Origin of the sequence: Pseudaeromonas aegiceratis (assembly GCF_046254905.1) — a bacterium.
Taxonomy (GTDB): domain Bacteria; phylum Pseudomonadota; class Gammaproteobacteria; order Enterobacterales; family Aeromonadaceae; genus Pseudaeromonas; species Pseudaeromonas aegiceratis.
Genome location: NZ_CP158016.1, coordinates 3,151,262 through 3,168,355 on the forward strand (window position 1 = coordinate 3,151,262; position 17,094 = coordinate 3,168,355).

Sequence of the window (17,094 nt, forward strand, 5' to 3'; positions counted from 1 at the left end):
ACCCGCAACAAAAAGGCCAGCCTGGTTAGGGCTGGCCTTGGTCGTCTCAGGGACGCGCTTAGATCAGCGCCAGATCCGTCATCACCTGGCGGATGCGCGCCTTGGTGGCATCGGACAGGGGCATCACCGGCAGGCGGCAGTCGGCGCTGCACAGCCCCAGCAGGGAGGCGGCGTACTTGGCGCCGGCCGGGCTCGGCTCGGCAAACATGGCCTGGTGCAATGGGATCAGCTTGTCCTGCAGGGCGCGGGCCTCGGCCCACTTGCCTTCGCGAGTCAGGTTTTGCACCTCGGCCACCAGCTTGGGCGCCACGTTGGCGGTGACCGAGATGCAGCCGCTGCCGCCGCTGACGTTGTAAGCCACGGCGGTGGCGTCATCGCCGGAGAGCCAGGTGAAGGGCTTCTTGATCAGCTGACGCTCATACCAGGGCCGGCACATGTCGCCGGTGGCATCCTTGACGCCTATGATGCGCGGCAACTCCGCCAGGCGCGCCATGGTCTGGGGCTGGATGTCCACGATGGCCCGGGGCGGTATGTTGTACAGGATGATGGGGATCTGGGTCTCGTCGTGCACCAGCTTGAAGTGGGCATACAGGCCGTCCTGGTTGGGACGGTTGTAGTAGCCCGCCACGTGCAAGGTGGCATCGGCGCCGGCCTGTTGGGCCACCCGGCTGTACTCGATGGCTTCCAGGGGATTGTTGGAGCCGGCACCGGCGATGACGGGAATGCGGCCGGCCACCTGCTCCACCACTATCTCGATGACCCGGCAATGCTCGTCGTGGGTCAGGGTCGGGCTCTCTCCCGTGGTACCGACCGGTACTATGCCGTGGGTCCCCTGCGCGACCTGCCAGTCCACCATCCGCCGCAAGGCCTCTTCATCCAGTCGGCCATCAGCAAACGGGGTGATCAATGCAACAATGGAACCTTGAATCATACAAACTCCTTCTCGACTTCACGGGATCCTGAACAAAAAACCCCGGCCACGTTGTGCGTAACCGGGGTTTGATAATGGCGTTTCACACCGACTGCTGGTCACGCAGGAACGAAAAAAACCTCACATTTGCGAGGTGCTTTGGTTTTTCGTTTCAGACCCATCAGCGAAGACATGATTCAGCAATACATAAGTGTGCAATTAGCCAGCATAGTTCGGTATTCGCTGACAAATGTCAAGCCCGCCACCTTGGGGTATAATCACCGGCCTTGTCACCCAAGAGACAGCCGATGAGCCAGCCCCACGCCCCCGCCAGTCAGCTGCTGGAACGCAGCCGCCCCCTGTTTGCCCATCCCCGCCTGCTGATCGCCGGCCAGGTGGACGACGACTACCCCCGCACCCTGCTGCAGCAGTCTGCCGACAGTACCTGGTTTCTCACCGACTACAGCCGCTTTCGTCCGCAAGCCACCGGGTCTGACGGGCTGGATATCCGCTTCGGTCACCAGCTGGAAGCCGGGGAAACGCCCTGGGAGGGCCTGCTGCTCTATCTGCCCAAGGCCAAGGCCGAGGCCCAGTTCCTGCTGGCCCAGCTCACCCCCCTGCTGACCCCCGGCGCCCCCATCTGGCTGGTGGGGGACAACCGCGGCGGCATCAAGGGTGCCGAGAAGCTGCTGGCGCCCTACTGCAGCAAGGTACGCAAGCAGGACAGCGCCCGCCGCTGCTCCCTCTACCAGGGGCTGCTGGACCAAGCGGTGGCGCCGTTTGCGCTGGACGCCTGGTTTGGTGAATACACCCTGCCCCTGGGGGAGCAGACCCTGCGCATCCAGGCCTTGCCCGGGGTGTTCAGCGCCGCCGAGCTGGATGAGGGCAGCCGCCTGCTGCTGGATCACCTGCCGCCCTTGCGCGGCCGGGTGCTGGATCTGGGCTGTGGTGCCGGGGTGATCGGCGCCGTACTCAAGCAGCGCCATCCCGACATCGCACTGGAGCTGGCGGACATCAACGCCCTGGCCCTGGCCTCGGCCAGCCGCACCCTGGCGATCAACGGGCTGGAGGGCAATGTCTACCCCTCCGACGGCTACTCCGACGTGGCACCCGGTTTGCAGCACATCATCACCAATCCGCCGTTTCATGCCGGCCTCAACACCCACTACCAGGCCACGGAACAGATGATGCTGCAGGCCCCGCGCCAACTGGCCAAGGGCGGCGATCTGCTGCTGGTGGCCAACGCCTTCCTGCGTTATCCGCCCTTTCTGGATCAGGCCTTCGGCCCCCATGGCTGGCAGATCCTGGCCCAGAGCAGCAAATTCAAACTCTACCTAGCCAGATAGGTCCCATCTTTTCCGCCAGACACCACAGGATCTGTTAGATTCAAGGACAGATCCTACGCGTGCCTGTTGTCGCGCGTGATTTTTCAGTTAGACTGAAATCGCTTTCACAGACAGGGAGAGAGCCAGTATGGCCGGTGTACTTGCCATGATCCTCGCCGGAGGAGAAGGAACCCGTTTACAGCCCCTGACCATCACCCGCAGTAAGCCGTCCGTGCCCTTTGGCGGCAGCTACCGCTTGGTGGACTTCGTGCTCAACAACTTCGTCAATTCTGACCTGTTGCGCGTCTATGTGCTGACCCAGTTCAAGTCCCAATCCCTCTACATGCACATGAAGAAAGGCTGGAATCTCACCGGCATCACGGGCCGCTTCATCGATCCCATTCCCGCCCAGATGCGCATGGGCAAGCGCTGGTACGACGGCACCGCCGACGCCATCTACCAGAACATCAGCTTCGTGGAACTGAGCGCCCCGGATCACGTCTGCATCTTCGGCAGCGACCACATCTACAAGATGGACATCCGCCAGATGCTGGAATTTCACAAGCAGAAGCAGGCGGTGTTGACGGTGGCCGCCATCCGGGTGCCCCTGGCGGAGGCCGCCAACTTCGGCATCATAGAGGTGGACGAGACCGGCCGCATGGTGGGCTTTGCCGAGAAGCCCCGCCAGCCCAAGCCCATCCCCGGGGATCCGGACCACGCCCTGGCCTCCATGGGCAACTACATCTTCGAGACCCAGACCCTGCTCAGCGAGCTGAACCAGGACGAGGCTCGTGAGGACTCCTCCCACGACTTCGGCCGCGACATCATCCCCTCCATGTACGGCCGGGCCCCGGTCTACGTCTACGACTTCAGCACCAACAAGGTGGAAGGGGAGAAAGGCGGTGTCTACTGGCGGGACGTGGGCACCCTGGACGCCTACTGGCAGGCACACATGGATCTGGTGAGCGACGAGCCGCCCTTCACCCTCTATAACCGCAAGTGGCCGCTGCACACCTACTACCCACCCCTGCCGCCGGCCACCTTCGTCAACACCGCCGAGCATCATGCCAACGTGGCCTACTCCCTGATCTCCGCCGGTTGCTACCTGCGGGGCTGCCGGGTGGAGCGCAGCGTGCTGGGCTTTCGCTGCAACCTGGGGCCCAACAGCCAGATCAGCCATTCGGTGCTGTTGGGGGACGTGAAGATAGGCGAAGGCTGCCGGATCAGCCGCGCCATCATCGACAAGCATGTGGAAATTGCCCCCGGCACGGTAATCGGTGAAAATCACGAACAGGATCGGGCCCGCTTCACCGTGTCGGAAGGCGGCATAGTGGTGGTACCCAAAGGAGCCAGGATCGGTTTTTGACTATGAAAATTCTGTTTATTGCCTCGGAAGTGGATGGCCTGGTGAAGACCGGCGGTCTGGCAGACGTGGCCAGAGCCCTGCCCCTGGCCCTCAAACGTCACGGCCATGATGTGCGCATCATCATGCCCTTCTATCTGTCGGTGAAGGGACGGGAGACCGCCCGCCACCTGGGGGGCTTCACCCTGCCCACCCGGGAAGGCCATACCGACATTCCCTATCAGGCCCATGAGATGGATCTGAAAGGGGTGCCTGTCTACCTCATAGACTTCCCCAACTACTTCGAACGCCCCAGCCTGTACGCCGAGAACAACAACGCCTATCTGGACAACGGCGAGCGCTTCGCCTTCTTCTGCGCCGCCAGCCTGCAGGCCACCCAGCAGTTGGGTTTTCAACCGGACATCATCCACTGCAACGACTGGCACACCGCCCTGGTGCCCATGCTGTTGCGCACCCGCTATGCCAACGACCCCTTCTTCGCCGCCAGCCGCAGCGTGCTGACGGTGCACAACGGTGCCTTCCAGGGGGTGTTCGAACGCGGCCAGCTGTGGGCCCTGCCGGAGCTGACCGACAACCAGGACGAGGCCATCAGCCAGGGCCACGCCTACGTCAACTTCCTCAAATGCGGCGTGCGTTACGCCGACAAGATCAATGCCGTCAGCCCCAGCTACGCCCATGAGCTCACCACCTACCTGGGTGGCCACGGCATGGCCAAGTCGTTCCAGGAGCGCTCGGAAGACTTGAGCGGCATCATCAACGGCTGCGACTACGGCGACTGGGATCCGACCTCGGATCCCCTGATCCCGGTGAACTACAGCCAGACGGATCTGGCCGGCAAGCTGGCCTGTAAGCTGGCCCTGCAGCAGCGGGCCGGCCTGGCACAAAATGACTGGCCTGTGTTTGGCATGGTCTGCCGCCTCACCGAACAGAAGGGGCTGCACCTGCTGCTGCCCATCCTGAGCCAGTTCCTCTACCACAAGGTGCAGGTGATCATCGTCGGTACCGGCGACCCCAGCCTGGCAGAGCGCCTGCGGGCCCTGGAGGCCGAACACGGCGACAAGCTGGCCTTCATCAACGACCACGACAACGCCCTGGCCCACCTGGTGGAGGCCGGCAGCGACTTCTTCCTGATGCCTTCCCTGTTCGAGCCCTGCGGCCTCAATCAGATGTACAGCCTGGCCTACGGCACCCTGCCCATAGTCCGGGCCGTGGGGGGCCTCAAGGATACTGTGGTGGACTATGACGCCAACCGGGCCCAGGCCACCGGCTTCAACTTCCACGAGCCCGATGCCCTGGCCCTGCTCAACACCCTGCGCCGCGCCCTGCTGTTTTACCTGCAGGATCAGGAGGAGTATGTCCGGGTGCAGGTGGCCGCCATGCAGACCCGCTACCTCTGGTCCGACTCGGTCAACCAGTATGAAAGCATGTATCAGGCGGCCCTGAAGCGCCCATAATCGGCACTTTTCCCGCCGTTTCGCGCAAAGACCGAGCAAACGAAAAATTTTGCGGGTTTGCCGGTTGACGGGCAGACAGAATTCTATAGAATCCCCCTCCGCAAGACGCGAAGGTGGCGGAATTGGTAGACGCGCTAGCTTCAGGTGTTAGTGTCCCTAGGACGTGAGGGTTCAAGTCCCTCTCTTCGCACCAAGCCATGCTGGCTGACAGCATGTAAATCCAAGCAGAGACAATCGGGCGAGGGTGGCGGAATTGGTAGACGCGCTAGCTTCAGGTGTTAGTGTCCTTCGGACGTGAGGGTTCAAGTCCCTCCTCTCGCACCACTCCTTAGGGAGATGATTGTCCATGCGGTTGGTCGCATGTAAAAACACCAACGACAATGCGGGCGAGGGTGGCGGAATTGGTAGACGCGCTAGCTTCAGGTGTTAGTGTCCTTCGGACGTGAGGGTTCAAGTCCCTCCTCTCGCACCACTTACTGCAAGTGGCCGCCTTGTGAAATAAGATGCCGGTTGGTAGGCATGTCAATCTCAACCAACGACAATTTGTGTGCGAGGGTGGCGGAATTGGTAGACGCGCTAGCTTCAGGTGTTAGTGTCCTTCGGACGTGAGGGTTCAAGTCCCTCCTCTCGCACCACACATTTAAGAGAGCCCGCAATTTCATGGTTGCGGGCTTTCTGCTATAAGGATCCCCAGAAATCCCGTCATCTGAGGACCTTGTCATCATGGGCACCATTGCCGACATCCATAACTATTACGAAGAACTGGTCATGCAGCAGATCCGCGCCCTGGAGCTGGATCGCACCCGCGACAGCGACTATCTGGCCGACCTGTGCTGCATGGTGCTCAATCAGCTGCCCGCCCACTACATCCGCCACAACGTGGACATGATCTACTTCACCACCCCGGAACAGCGTGCCGAGATGGAGGAGAAGGTGTTTCATGCGGTGAATCAGTCGGTGAGCTGGTTGGATAGCGATCACCATGACAGGCGCAAGAAGCAGGAGGAGGCCTAGCCCCTCAGATGCCGTCCGCCGAAAAGGAGCCCACCAGGCTCCTTTTTCGTTTGGTCGGTGCTAAGCGCCGGAGTATGCTCGGGAAGCCCTACAAGAAGATGGAGTTCACATGAAACTTTTCGGCAGCTTCACCTCCCCCTTTGCCCGTCACTGCCGCATCGTCCTGCTGGAGACCGGCCAGGCCTGCGACTTCGTCGAGACCGACTATGCTGCCAGCGCCGAGGCCTCCCCGGCCAAGAAGGTGCCTTTCCTTGAAGATGGCGAGCTGTTTTTATCTGATTCGGCGGCCATAATCCGCTACCTGCGGGAGAAAGCCGGCGAACCCTTCTGCGCCGACATCCTCGAGTACAACCAGTTCTGCCTGATCAACACGGCGCTGGATGCCGCCATCAACGGCTTCATCCTGCAACAGGCCGGCATCAGCGCCGAACAGCTGCCCTACCTGCAGCGCCAGCGGGATAGAGTGGCGGCCATTCTCGCCAGCCTGGAGGCCCAGAGCCTGCCGGAACATGCCCCCTACAACGATGCCCAGCTGCGCCTGGCCTGCCTGCTGGAATGGGGTCAGCTACGCCAGGTGGTGGATCTGGCCGCCTGCCCCAAGCTGCGGGCCTTCTGGCAGAGCAGCCGGCAGTACGGCCCCCTGGCAGACACACTGCCACCGCAATGAGCCAGACGACAAACAGGGGCCAGCAAGGCCCCTTCTCGTTTTCGCCGCTCAGGCCGGCACGCACTGCCCCCGCTGGCTCTGCCAGTGGGCCAGCCCCAGGCAGCCCATCCCCAGCAGCAGCACCGCCGCCGCCACCAGCAGCACGCTGCGAAAATCGCTGACGCTGGCCACCAGCCCCATCAGCATGGCCCCCACCATGCCCCCCACCCGCATGCTGTTGCTGTAACAGGCCGAAGCAAAACCGGGCCTATGGGGCACCATGTCCTGGATCAGCAGGATGCCGAGCCCCGCATACAGGCCGAAGAAGAGGCCGTTGGCCAGCTGACACAACAAGACCTGCCACAGGCTGTCGGCCTGATAGAGCGCCAGATAGAACACCACCCCCGCCAGGCTCCCCAGCCACAGCAGTGAACGGACGCCCCAGCGACCGGCCAACCGGCTGGCCAGCAGCATCACCGGGATCTCCAGCCCCGCCGCCAACCCCATGGCCCAGCCCGGGCTGGTGGCCGGCAGATGGCGCTCGTGCAGCAGGTAGAGGGGCAGGCTGCCCACATACAGGCTGTTGCTGACCGCCGCACAGCTGATGGCCAACAGATAGCCCCAGAAGCCAGGTGGCAGTGGCGCCTGTCCCTCCTGCAGCGGCTGGACCGGCGCCGCCGCGGGCAAGTTCGGCAGCCCCCAGCGCACCAGCCACAGACAGGCCAGGGAGACCAGGGTGGCCAACAGGAAGCTGCTGGCAAAGCCCCCCTGGGCCACCAGATAAAAGGCCAGCGGCGGCCCCCCGATCCAGGCCAGGGAGAAGGCCGCCCGCACCTGGGCGGAGAAGCTGGCTCCCAGCTGGGGATGGGCATAGGTGAAACGGCGGGCCAACGCCAGGGTCTGGGGCATTGCCGCCTGACCCAGGGCCATCAGGGTGATGCCAATCAGCCAAGCCTGCCAGAAGGCACCGCAGACCATCAGCAAGGCGGTTGCGATGGCCATGGCCAGCAGCGCCCAGCTCAACACCCGCCGCCAGGGCCAGCCGGCATCGGTCCGTCCCCCCAGCCATTGGCTCAGCAGCATGCCGCTGATGGCCACGCTGACATTAAACACCCCCACCGCATAGGGGGGCGCCTGCAGACCATCGATGATGAAGAAGCTCAGCAAGGGGATGCAAAACGCCCCCGCCAGGGCCACCAGGGCACCCAGGCCCAGGATGGACCAGTAGCCGGCAGGGGAATGAGACATGGGGTTGTCCTAGTTAAACGGCAGGGAGAGAAGCCGCCGAGCCGGAGTGGCGCACCGCTCACCACGAGGCGCGCCGCGGCACCAGCCAGTGTAATCGATTACATTGCGGTTGGGCACAGAATAGCGCGGCAGCGGAGCGGCGCCAATAGGGGATAGATAAAAAGCCGGCTTGGCCGCAGCAGCGGCTCCCCGCTAGTCCCGGATCAGGCGGGCCACCGTCTCCACGTGCAGGGTGTGGGGAAACATGTCCACCGGCGTGACCTGCGCCAGCCGATAGCCCCCCGCCAGCAGCACCGCCAGATCCCGCGCCAGGGAGTCGGGGTCGCAGGAGACATAGACTAGCGTATGGGGCGCCATGGTCAGCATGGTCTGCAGCACCGCCGGCTCACAACCCTTGCGGGGAGGATCCACCACTACCACGTCGGCGCGATACCCCTGGCGGTAGAGCTCAGGCACCAGCGCCTCCGCCTTGCCGGCAAAGAATTCCGTCTTGTCCGCCAGGCCGTTGCGTTCGGCGTTGCGCCGGGCGTCCTCGATGGCCTCCGGCACCAGCTCCACCCCCACCACCCGGGCCGCCTGGCGGGCCAGGAACAAGGAGATGGTGCCGATGCCGCAGTAGATATCGAACACCGTCTCCTGGCCGGTTAGCCCGCACTGGCTCAGGGCCTCCCGGTAGAGCCGCAGGGTCTGTTCCGGGTTGATCTGATAGAAGGCCAGGGGCGAGAGGCAAAAATGCAGGCCATCCAGCGCGTCCTCGATGACACCATCCCCCCGCAGGGTGCGGTTGTCGAACCCCAGGATGCGGTTACCCCGGGCGGGATTGATGTTGTGCACCACGCTGCGCAGCGCCGGGAAGCGTGCCAGCCGCGCCAGCAGGTCGTCGACGCCGGGCAGCGTCTCCCCCAGGGTCACCAGCACCAGCATCCACTCTCCGCTCTGCCGGCCATCCCGCAGCATCAGATAACGCAGCACACCGCTGTGGTGCTGCTCGTCGTAGGCCGGGATCCGGCAGGCGCCCAGCCAGGCGCGCACCTCGGCCAGGATGGCTTCCACCAGGGGCGGCTGCAGGGCGCAGTCATCACAGGCCACCAGCTCGTGACTGTGCTTGCGAAAGAAGCCCAGCTCGGCGCCTTGTGGTCCGGGGCGCACCGCATACAGGGCCTTGTTGCGATAGGCAAAGGGCCGGTCCATGCCGAGGCAGGCCGCCACCTCGGCCTGGATGCCGCGCTTGGCCAGGGCAGCCAGCAGGCGCTGGCGCTTGAGATCCAGCTGGGCGGGATACTCCAGCATCCCCAGCTGGCAACCGCCACAGCTGTCGTGGGGGCAGAAGTTGGCCACCCGGGCCCCATGGGGTTGCAGCACCGCCAGCAGCTCGCCCTGGGCGTAGTTGGGCTTGATGCCATGCAGCCGCACCGACACCGTCTCCCCCGGCAGGGCGCCGGTAACATAGATCTGCCGTCCATCCAGCTGACCTACCCCATCGCCCTTGTCGGTCAGGCTGTCGATCTGCAGCCGTGTCTCGTGCCCTTGTGTCATGCGTATCCCCCTTCCAGGCCCAGGCCACCTCTGGCTGGCGGCGGGATGATACCCCAAAGAAAAGCGGAATAAAAAAAACCATCCGCGAGACGGATGGTTTGCAAAAGTCAGGCGCTAGGCAACGCCTCACAGGGATGGGTTTACGGAATCCTTGCGACCAGGGCGATGGTGCCCCTGGACGTCGTGACGGGGCGGTCGCGTCGGCACAGCTCCCGCGAGTGCTAAGCCGCATCGGCCGGTGCGGCATTCTGCGCCAGAGCATCATAGGGATAAATAGCCATCTGGTTGATAATAAATCCCATATTTCGGGACAATATGTCCATCAGGCAAAAAAAAGACCACCCAGAGGGTGGTCGATTGTGCGAGGCGCTGCGGAATGCGGGCTTAGTGATTGTTGGAATCGCGGGACCATTCCAGGGCGCTGGACGAGGCCGCCTTGGCCTGCGCCTGCTCGGCGGCCACAGCGTTGAAGCCAAATTGCGCCTGTTCCTGACGCAGGGACAGGGGGCCGGCACCTTGTTGGGCCTGGGCAGCGGTGGCGGCCAGCAGCAGGGCGGAAGCAGCGGTCAGGGTACGGATGATGTTCATCATAAACTCCTTAGTATAGGGCAAGAGTCCTGGGGACTCGGTATCGGGTCTGGTGCGGCGTATCGCACCCTTGAGACAAAGCTTACTCCACCGATTTTTAAGATAAATGTGTTAACTGAGCACAGTTAATCCCTGATTTAGGGATAAAATAGGCAGGGCAAAAAAAGACCACCCAGAGGGTGGTCGATTGTGCGAGGCGCTGCGGAATGCGGGCTTAGTGATTGTTGGAATCGCGGGACCATTCCAGGGCGCTGGACGAGGCCGCCTTGGCCTGCGCCTGCTCGGCGGCCACAGCGTTGAAGCCAAATTGCGCCTGTTCCTGACGCAGGGACAGGGGGCCGGCACCTTGTTGGGCCTGGGCAGCGGTGGCGGCCAGCAGCAGGGCGGAAGCAGCGGTCAGGGTACGGATGATGTTCATCATAAGCTCCTTGGTATAGGGCAAGAGTCCTGGGGACTCGGTATCGGGTCTGGCGCGGGCTAACCGGCCGTTGAGAGACAGATTACTCTTTCACCTTTAGCGATAAAGCGGTATTTTATTCAATATATATCCCATATAACGGGACAATCTGGAGGACTCATGGATAAGCTGCTTGCCATGCAGGTATTCGGCAAGGTGGTGGAGGCAGGCAGTTTTGTCGGCGCGGCGGAGCGGTTGAACCTCTCCACCACGGCGGTCTCACGCCATGTGGCGGAGCTGGAAAACCAGCTGGGGGTCCGCCTGCTGCAGCGCACCACCCGCCGGCTACACCTGACGGAGCTGGGCCAGCTCTACTACCGCCGCGCCTTGCATCTGCTGGACGACCTGGGCGAGCTGGAGGCGGAGCTGCTGCAGGAGACACTGCAGCCGGCCGGGGTGCTGCGGCTGAGCGTCTCTATCCCCTTCGGGGCCCGCCAGTTGGCCCCGGCCCTGGCCCGCTTCGGCCAGCGCTATCCCAAGGTGCGGGTGGAGGTGGTGGCCAGTGACCGCAAGCTGGATCTCATCGAGGAGGGGCTGGATATGGCCCTGCGCATCACAGATGAGCTGGAGGGCAACATGATTGCCCGGCCAATCAGCGCCATACGCACCCTGATCTGTGCCGCGCCGGACTACCTGGCGCGGCGCGGTGCCCCGCAAACCCCGGAGGAGCTGCGCGACCATGACTGCCTGATCTACAACGGGGTGCCGGAACCCTACCAGTGGCGTTTCGTCTGCGAGGAGGGTCAGCCGTACAAGGTGCCAGTGACGGGGCCGCTGGAGGCGGATAACGGCGACATCCTGGTGGGCGCCGCCCTGGCGGGGATGGGCATACTCCGCACCCCCAGCTTCATGATCGGCGACGCCCTCTCCACTGGGCAGCTCGTGCCGCTGCTGAGCACCTATCACATGCCCAAACTGACCCTGAGCGTGCTGTTCCCCAGCCGGCAGTTTCTACCCGCCAAGGTGCGCCGCATGATCGACTTTCTGCTGGAGGAGTGGGGGGGCGAGGTGCCGCCCTGGGAGGCCGGCTGGCGCCAGCCACAGGGCGAGGCCTGATCAGTCCGCCTGCTGGGCCAGGGCGCTGTCCAGTTCCGCCTTGAGTTCGGGGTAATGATGGATAAACAGCTTCACCAGCTGAGGGTCGAAATGACGGCCGGACTGCTCCACCAGGTAGGCCAATACGGCCTCCTCGGACCAGGCCGCCTTGTACACCCTGGGATGGCTGAGAGCATCCCAGACGTCCACCAGGGCAAACAGCCGGGCCGCCAGCGGGATCGCCTCCCCCTGCAGTCCCTCCGGGTAGCCGGAGCCATCCCATTTCTCATGGTGATAGTGGGGGATGTCGGCACAGGGCCGCAGGAAGGCGATGTCGCTGATCAGTTGATGGCCTATGGTCACGTGGCGCTGCATCTGCTGCCCCTCCTGCAGATCCAGCTTGCCCGGCTTGATCAGGATGGCGTCCGGGATGCCAACCTTGCCGATATCGTGCAGCAGGGAACCCCGCTCTATCTGTTTGAGCGCCTCGGGATCCTGGATGCCGGCCCGTTTGGCCAGGGCCAGGGTCATCAGGGTCACCCGCCGGGTGTGGTCCCGCGTCTCCCGATGCCGCAGATCCATCACCCGCACCCAGCCCCGGATGGTCTGATCGTAACTGGCCACCAGGGCTTGGTTGGCCGCCAGCATGCGGTTGTGGTCCCGGCGTATCATCACAAACAGCAGGGCCGAGGTGATCAGGATGAACAGCCAGCCCTTGATGCTCTGCACCCGCAGGATCCAGACCGGATCCCGCACCAGTTGCGCCACCAGCAGGTCGGAAAAGAAGATCCACAGACAGCCCACCACCAGGTAGAACGACAGGATACGCCACTGAGGTCGCAACATCCGCAAATGACACCTCCTTGCGCTGGCTGGTAAATGGACGACTCTGTTAGGGTAGAGCCCCCATTGGGCCCGATGTAAACGCCCAATTCAACCGGATCAATGACATGGACTTTATTATCCTACTCGTACTGTTTGGCCTGCTGGTGGTCGTCGGCGCCGTCTGCGGCCTGATTGCCCTGATACGCCTCTCGCGCCTGGAGCGTGAGCTGACCCAGCTGCGGGCGCAGCTGGCCGGCCAGGCCATCCCGGCTCCCAGCGCCGCCCCATCCGCCCCCATTTCCCTACCCCCCGCGATGCCGGCACCGCCCCCACCCAGCCCCAGGCTACAGCCTGAACCCAAGATCACGCCGCCGAAGCCGGCCGCCGCCGAAGCCGCCTCCCGGCGGGACGGCACCACCTTGGAGCGGGATCTGGCCTCCCGCTGGCTGGTCTGGGTGGGGGGCGTCGCCCTGGCCCTGGGGGGTATCTTCCTGGTGAAGTTTGGCGTGGAGCACAGCGTGCTGGGCCCCACCGGCCGGGTGCTGGCCGGCGGCGCCCTGGGGCTGGCGCTGCTGCTGGGCAGCGAATGGCTGCGCCAGCACAGTGCGCCCGTGCTGGACCAACGCCTGGGGCAGAAGGCCGACTATGTGCCGGCGGCCCTGGCCGGCGGTGGGCTCATCGCCTGTTATGCCAGCCTGCTCACCGCCCATGAACTCTACGGCCTGCTGGGCCCCCAGTTGACCTTCGGCCTGCTGGCCCTCACCGCCCTGCTGGGGTTGGCCCTGGCCCTGGTGCAGGGTCCCCTGCTGGCGGTGCTGGGGCTGCTCGGCGGCTACCTAGTGCCCGTACTGGTGGATACCGGCCATCAAAGCCAGGCGGGTCTGCTGGGTTACGTGGGCCTCATCAGCCTGGCGGCCCTGGCGCTGCAGTGCCGGGTCAAGCGGGCCTGGCTGTGGTGGGGCACCCTGCTGGCGCACTTTGCCTGGTATCTGTTGAGCTGGCGCATACCGCCGGTGCAGACCAGCCTGCTGGCGGGTTATCTGCTGCTGTCGGCCTACGCCTTCCTGGCCCTGCCCGGCCTGGGCTGGCGCCTCCACTACCGGGCGGTGCGCTGGCCATTGCACCGCCACGGCGCCCGCCCCCTGATCCATCACCTGCACTGGCTGGCGGTGCTCATCAGCCTGCTGTGCTGCGTTCAGCTGGTCTGGTTCCACTACCCCACGACCCTCTGGCTCAGCCTGCTGGGCTGGCTGGCCTTGAGCTGGCTGGCCAGTCGCCAGACACCGGCGCTAGATCTGCTGCCCTGGCTGGCCAGCCTGGGGCTGCTGCTGGCGGTGGCCCTCTATCCCCAATGGCCACGGCATGCCACAGGCGAACTGGCCCCGGTACAGCTCTGGCCCCTGTGGCGCTGGGGGATGGGGCTGGCCCTGCTCACCAGCCTGAGCCTGCTGCCCCGCCTCAATAGCCGCTGGCGAGCCGGCGTCTGGGCCAGCCTGCTGGTCACCCTGCCCCTGCTGATGCTGGCCCTGCTCTATCACAGGGCGGCCCCCCAGCCCGCCAGCCTGTGGGACGATGCCAGCATCCTCTGGCCCCTGCAGGCCCTGGGGCTGTGCCTGCTGTTTGGCCTGCTGAGCCGCCGGCAGCGCTGGCCCCTTGCCAGCCGGCTGGCGCTGATGGCCGGCTCCCAGGCCGGCCTGACCCTGGCCCTCATCCTGTTCTTCAGCGAGCAGAGCCTGACCCTGGCCTTGGCGGTACAGCTGGCGGGCCTCTGCGCCCTGGCCCGCCGCGAGGGGGATCTCATCCCCCATTGGCTCATCAAGCTGCTGGCCGCCATGGTGGTGACCCGCCTCTCCCTCAATCCCTGGCTGCTGAGCTACCCCCTGCAGGGCGTCTTTGGCATCCACTGGAGCCTGTATGGCTACGGCATCCCCGTGGTCTGTTTCTTCCTCGCCGCCCGTTGGCTGCCCAGCCGCCCCGGCCAGCACACCCAGGCCTGGCTGGAGGCCGGCGCCCTGCAGCTGCTGACCCTCTGGCTCAGCCTGGAGGCGCGCTATTGGCTGAGCGGTGGCCAGCCCTGGCAGGCCAGTTACCAGCTCAAGGATGCGGCCGTACACAGCTGCCTGTGGGGCGCCCTGGCCCTGATCTACTGGCGCAAGGCCCACCTGGGCGGCGGCCTGGCGCGGGTCTACGCCCTCGCCGCCCCCCTGCTGCTGGGCATGATGCTGCTGATGACCAGCCTGGGCAGCAGCCTGTGGCTGAACCCCTTGTGGCACCGAACCTGGCTGGGGAACTGGCCCCTGCTCAACCTCGGCCTGCTGGCCTGGGGGGTACCGGCGGCGCTGGCCTTGCTGGCCTGGCGCCATCTGCCACACAAACACCGCTGGCCGGCCCGGCTGGTGGCCGGCTTTGGCTTCATCAGCAGCCTGCTGTTCCTCACCCTGGCGGTGCGGCAGATCTGGCGCGGTGGCGACATCCATGGGCTGGCCATGGTGCAGGGTGAGCTGTACAGCCACTCCGCCGCCTGGCTGCTCAGTGCCATCGCCCTGATGTTGCTGGGAGGCTGGCGGCAATGGCCCCAGATCCGCCGGGCGGCCCTGCTGATGCTGCTGCTGACGGTGTGCAAGATATTCCTGTGGGACATGAATGGTCTGCAGGGGCTCTTCCGCGCCGCCTCCTTCCTGGGGCTGGGCCTGAGCCTGGTGGGACTGGGCTGGTTCTATCAGCACAAGGTGTTGCCACAGAAGGACAGCACAATGGCACAAGGGGAATGAGGCAGAGACTAAGCGACGATTAAAGAGGGACGCCCGTTGGCGTCCCTCTTTGCTGGTCTCCTGCACAGGAGCGGGACCAGGCACCAGGCCTTGGGCCGGGACGCTGAGAGCAGCTCAGCGCGGCCCCAGCATGCGGCCGGGCTGCAACAGGCGCTCCACCTCCTCCGCCGACAGGCAGCCGCTGGCAACGGCCTCCTCGGCCAAGGTGGTCCCCTTGGCCAGGGCCGCCTGGGCCAGGTGGGCGGCCTGTTCGTAGCCGATCTGGGGACTCAGCGCCGTCACCAGCATCAGGGAGCGATCGAGCCAGTGGCGCATCTGCGCCGGCTGGGGCTGCAGGTCGGTTAGACAATAGGCGGTGAAGCTGACCATGGCCTCGGCCAGCAGCTGCAGGCTCTGCAACAGGTTGTAGAGGATCACGGGTTTGAACACATTGAGCTCCAGCTGGCCCTGCGCGGCGGCGAAGGTGATGGTGGTGTGATTGCCCATCACCTGGGCACAGACCATGGTCAGCACCTCGCACTGGGTGGGATTGACCTTGCCGGGCATGATGGAGGAACCGGGTTCGTTGGCCGGCAGACTCAGCTCGCCCAGGCCGCCACGGGGACCCGAGCCCAGCAGGCGTATGTCATTGGCCAGCTTGTTCAGGCTCACCGCCAGCACGCTGAGCATGCCGGATAGGGCCACCAGGGGCTCATGGCCCGCGAGGGCGGCAAACTTGTTCGGCGCCGAACAAAAGGGCAGACCGGTCCACTGGGCTAGGTAGTCGGCAAACTGCTCGGCAAACCCAGGCGCCGTATTGAGCCCGGTGCCCACCGCCGTGCCCCCCTGGGCCAGGGGGTAGAGCTGGGGCAACACGGACTCTATGTGTTGCCGCCCCCCGGCGATCTGGGCCACATAGGCCGAGAAGGCCTGCCCCAGGGTCAGGGGCACGGCGTCCTGCAGGTGGGTCCGGCCCAGCTTGAGGATGTCCGCCCAGGCCTGGGCCTGATGGGCCAGGCAGGCGTGCAGCGTGGTCAGAGCCGGCAGCAGTTGCTGATGCAGCTGCTCCACGGTGGCGATGTGCATCAGGGTGGGAAACAGATCGTTGGTGGACTGCCCCAGGTTGCAGTGATCGTTGGGGTGGACCGCCTCAGGACTGTCCGGCGAGCAGCCCAGTTGCCGGTTGGCCAGGTGCGCCAGCACCTCGTTGGCATTCATGTTGGTCTGGGTGCCGGAGCCGCTTTGCCAGATGGTGAGGGGAAACTGATCGTCCAGCTCCCCCGCCTGCAGGCGCATGGCCGCCACGGCTATGGCCTCCCCTCGCACCCGGTCCAGGCGCCCCAGCGCCACGTTGGTCAGGGCCGCCGCCCGCTTGGCCAGCCCCAGGGCGCGGAGCAGGGCACGGGGGAAGCGCTCCTGACCGATGGCAAAGTGCAGCAGGGCCCGCTGGGTCTGTGCCCCCCAGCAACGGTCGGCCGGAACCGCTATGGTTCCCAGGGCATCATGTTCGAGACGCATCTTGGGCTGGGTCATGCCTCACCGCCTGAGCATCACATCCAGCTCATCCACCACCTCGGCCCAGTCGGCATCGTCCGCCTTGGACTGGCGGAGGAACTGGGCCTGGGCCGGGCTCCAGAAGCTGGCATCGTGCAACGCCAGCGCCGCGTCCAGGGGCCCATGCGCCGCCACGAACGTGCGAATGGCCTCGGGTTCATCCGCCAGACCAAGCTGGCGAAATAGGGCCGGTAAGCCATGTTGTTGACTCTCCATCGCCTCACCTCACAAACGAGTGCCCCGAGGCTGGCCTGTCCCTCGGAGCGGCTGATACCAGAACTCAAGTATGGCACCACGCCGAGGGTCCGGGGACGGCGTGTCGGGCCGCCGCCCCTCAAAGGAGCCAGCTGGACGGGGAACGATGGAAAACGCAGTAGTTGGTACGGCTT

Annotated in this window: 15 protein-coding genes and 4 tRNA genes; 11 read left to right on the forward strand and 8 right to left on the reverse strand. The window is 64.8% G+C overall.

Annotation, left to right across the window (positions count from 1 at the left end; all coding sequences use genetic code 11):
• Window positions 1–58: 58 nt before the first annotated feature.
• The gene (gene dapA / locus ABHF91_RS14850; RefSeq protein WP_409421034.1) at window positions 59–931 is read right to left on the reverse strand and encodes a 4-hydroxy-tetrahydrodipicolinate synthase; all 873 of its coding nucleotides are present in this window, start codon (window positions 929–931) and stop codon (window positions 59–61) included.
• A gap of 287 nt (window positions 932–1,218) precedes the next feature.
• On the opposite strand from dapA, the gene rsmC reads away from it, so the two are divergent.
• The 9 genes from rsmC to ABHF91_RS14895 all read left to right on the forward strand — a co-directional run bounded on the left by rsmC (window position 1,219) and on the right by ABHF91_RS14895 (window position 6,733).
• Entirely contained in the window at window positions 1,219–2,256 is a 1,038-nt protein-coding gene (gene rsmC, locus ABHF91_RS14855; RefSeq protein WP_409421035.1) for a 16S rRNA (guanine(1207)-N(2))-methyltransferase RsmC, read from the forward strand.
• Between the two features lie 127 nt (window positions 2,257–2,383).
• On the forward strand, window positions 2,384–3,601 hold the full coding sequence (gene glgC / locus ABHF91_RS14860; RefSeq protein ID WP_409421036.1) for a glucose-1-phosphate adenylyltransferase: 1,218 nt from the start codon (window positions 2,384–2,386) through the stop codon (window positions 3,599–3,601).
• A 2-nt stretch (window positions 3,602–3,603) separates the two neighbouring features.
• On the forward strand, window positions 3,604–5,052 hold the full coding sequence (gene glgA / locus ABHF91_RS14865) for a glycogen synthase GlgA (RefSeq protein WP_409423131.1): 1,449 nt from the start codon (window positions 3,604–3,606) through the stop codon (window positions 5,050–5,052).
• Between the two features lie 107 nt (window positions 5,053–5,159).
• Window positions 5,160–5,245, forward strand: a tRNA-Leu gene (locus ABHF91_RS14870).
• 45 nt (window positions 5,246–5,290) lie between these two features.
• Window positions 5,291–5,376, forward strand: a tRNA-Leu gene (locus ABHF91_RS14875).
• Between the two features lie 62 nt (window positions 5,377–5,438).
• Window positions 5,439–5,524: transfer RNA gene (locus ABHF91_RS14880), tRNA-Leu, on the forward strand.
• A gap of 77 nt (window positions 5,525–5,601) precedes the next feature.
• Window positions 5,602–5,687: transfer RNA gene (locus ABHF91_RS14885), tRNA-Leu, on the forward strand.
• Between the two features lie 88 nt (window positions 5,688–5,775).
• Window positions 5,776–6,066: a late competence development ComFB family protein gene (locus ABHF91_RS14890; RefSeq protein WP_409421037.1), complete on the forward strand. Its 291-nt coding sequence runs from the start codon at window positions 5,776–5,778 to the stop codon at window positions 6,064–6,066.
• A 109-nt stretch (window positions 6,067–6,175) separates the two neighbouring features.
• A complete protein-coding gene (locus ABHF91_RS14895) occupies window positions 6,176–6,733 on the forward strand; it encodes a glutathione S-transferase family protein (protein WP_409421038.1) in 558 nt (185 codons plus the stop codon).
• A 48-nt stretch (window positions 6,734–6,781) separates the two neighbouring features.
• Here ABHF91_RS14895 and ABHF91_RS14900 read toward each other — a convergent pair whose 3' ends face one another.
• The 4 genes from ABHF91_RS14900 to ABHF91_RS14915 all read right to left on the reverse strand — a co-directional run bounded on the left by ABHF91_RS14900 (window position 6,782) and on the right by ABHF91_RS14915 (window position 10,502).
• The gene (locus ABHF91_RS14900; RefSeq protein WP_409421039.1) at window positions 6,782–7,960 is read right to left on the reverse strand and encodes a sugar efflux transporter; all 1,179 of its coding nucleotides are present in this window, start codon (window positions 7,958–7,960) and stop codon (window positions 6,782–6,784) included.
• A gap of 192 nt (window positions 7,961–8,152) precedes the next feature.
• Window positions 8,153–9,496 (reverse strand): 23S rRNA (uracil(1939)-C(5))-methyltransferase RlmD, encoded by a 1,344-nt coding sequence (rlmD, locus tag ABHF91_RS14905; protein WP_409421040.1) that lies wholly within the window; start codon window positions 9,494–9,496, stop codon window positions 8,153–8,155.
• A gap of 384 nt (window positions 9,497–9,880) precedes the next feature.
• Complete coding sequence (locus ABHF91_RS14910; RefSeq protein WP_409421041.1) at window positions 9,881–10,084, reverse strand: hypothetical protein; 204 nt, start codon at window positions 10,082–10,084, stop codon at window positions 9,881–9,883.
• A gap of 214 nt (window positions 10,085–10,298) precedes the next feature.
• The gene (locus tag ABHF91_RS14915; protein ID WP_409421041.1) at window positions 10,299–10,502 is read right to left on the reverse strand and encodes a hypothetical protein; all 204 of its coding nucleotides are present in this window, start codon (window positions 10,500–10,502) and stop codon (window positions 10,299–10,301) included.
• A gap of 159 nt (window positions 10,503–10,661) precedes the next feature.
• Between ABHF91_RS14915 and ABHF91_RS14920 the strand changes: the two genes are divergently transcribed.
• Window positions 10,662–11,597 carry a LysR family transcriptional regulator gene (locus ABHF91_RS14920; RefSeq protein WP_409421042.1) on the forward strand — a complete coding sequence of 312 codons (936 nt, stop codon included), beginning with the start codon at window positions 10,662–10,664 and terminating at the stop codon, window positions 11,595–11,597.
• On the opposite strand, the gene ABHF91_RS14925 is transcribed toward ABHF91_RS14920, so the two are convergent.
• Window positions 11,598–12,422, reverse strand: coding sequence for an HD-GYP domain-containing protein (locus ABHF91_RS14925; protein ID WP_409421043.1), 825 nt, complete (start codon window positions 12,420–12,422; stop codon window positions 11,598–11,600).
• 104 nt (window positions 12,423–12,526) lie between these two features.
• Between ABHF91_RS14925 and ABHF91_RS14930 the strand changes: the two genes are divergently transcribed.
• Window positions 12,527–15,172: a DUF2339 domain-containing protein gene (locus ABHF91_RS14930; protein WP_409421044.1), complete on the forward strand. Its 2,646-nt coding sequence runs from the start codon at window positions 12,527–12,529 to the stop codon at window positions 15,170–15,172.
• 114 nt (window positions 15,173–15,286) lie between these two features.
• Here ABHF91_RS14930 and ABHF91_RS14935 read toward each other — a convergent pair whose 3' ends face one another.
• Together ABHF91_RS14935 and ABHF91_RS14940 are read right to left on the reverse strand one after the other, a co-directional pair.
• A complete protein-coding gene (locus tag ABHF91_RS14935) occupies window positions 15,287–16,684 on the reverse strand; it encodes a class II fumarate hydratase (RefSeq protein ID WP_409421045.1) in 1,398 nt (465 codons plus the stop codon).
• A 3-nt stretch (window positions 16,685–16,687) separates the two neighbouring features.
• Window positions 16,688–16,921 carry a DUF2789 domain-containing protein gene (locus tag ABHF91_RS14940; RefSeq protein ID WP_409421046.1) on the reverse strand — a complete coding sequence of 78 codons (234 nt, stop codon included), beginning with the start codon at window positions 16,919–16,921 and terminating at the stop codon, window positions 16,688–16,690.
• Window positions 16,922–17,094: the final 173 nt, after the last annotated feature.

What these genes read in the sequence shown, in the direction of transcription:
- dapA (WP_409421034.1), bottom strand. Translation starts at nt 931, where the DNA reads ATGATTCAAGGTTCCATTGTTGCATTGATCACCCCGTTTGCTGATGGC.
- rsmC (WP_409421035.1), top strand. Translation starts at nt 1,219, where the DNA reads ATGAGCCAGCCCCACGCCCCCGCCAGTCAGCTGCTGGAACGCAGCCGC.
- glgC (WP_409421036.1), top strand. Translation starts at nt 2,384, where the DNA reads ATGGCCGGTGTACTTGCCATGATCCTCGCCGGAGGAGAAGGAACCCGT.
- glgA (WP_409423131.1), top strand. Translation starts at nt 3,604, where the DNA reads ATGAAAATTCTGTTTATTGCCTCGGAAGTGGATGGCCTGGTGAAGACC.
- ABHF91_RS14890 (WP_409421037.1), top strand. Translation starts at nt 5,776, where the DNA reads ATGGGCACCATTGCCGACATCCATAACTATTACGAAGAACTGGTCATG.
- ABHF91_RS14895 (WP_409421038.1), top strand. Translation starts at nt 6,176, where the DNA reads ATGAAACTTTTCGGCAGCTTCACCTCCCCCTTTGCCCGTCACTGCCGC.
- ABHF91_RS14900 (WP_409421039.1), bottom strand. Translation starts at nt 7,960, where the DNA reads ATGTCTCATTCCCCTGCCGGCTACTGGTCCATCCTGGGCCTGGGTGCC.
- rlmD (WP_409421040.1), bottom strand. Translation starts at nt 9,496, where the DNA reads ATGACACAAGGGCACGAGACACGGCTGCAGATCGACAGCCTGACCGAC.
- ABHF91_RS14910 (WP_409421041.1), bottom strand. Translation starts at nt 10,084, where the DNA reads ATGAACATCATCCGTACCCTGACCGCTGCTTCCGCCCTGCTGCTGGCC.
- ABHF91_RS14915 (WP_409421041.1), bottom strand. Translation starts at nt 10,502, where the DNA reads ATGAACATCATCCGTACCCTGACCGCTGCTTCCGCCCTGCTGCTGGCC.
- ABHF91_RS14920 (WP_409421042.1), top strand. Translation starts at nt 10,662, where the DNA reads ATGGATAAGCTGCTTGCCATGCAGGTATTCGGCAAGGTGGTGGAGGCA.
- ABHF91_RS14925 (WP_409421043.1), bottom strand. Translation starts at nt 12,422, where the DNA reads ATGTTGCGACCTCAGTGGCGTATCCTGTCGTTCTACCTGGTGGTGGGC.
- ABHF91_RS14930 (WP_409421044.1), top strand. Translation starts at nt 12,527, where the DNA reads ATGGACTTTATTATCCTACTCGTACTGTTTGGCCTGCTGGTGGTCGTC.
- ABHF91_RS14935 (WP_409421045.1), bottom strand. Translation starts at nt 16,684, where the DNA reads ATGACCCAGCCCAAGATGCGTCTCGAACATGATGCCCTGGGAACCATA.
- ABHF91_RS14940 (WP_409421046.1), bottom strand. Translation starts at nt 16,921, where the DNA reads ATGGAGAGTCAACAACATGGCTTACCGGCCCTATTTCGCCAGCTTGGT.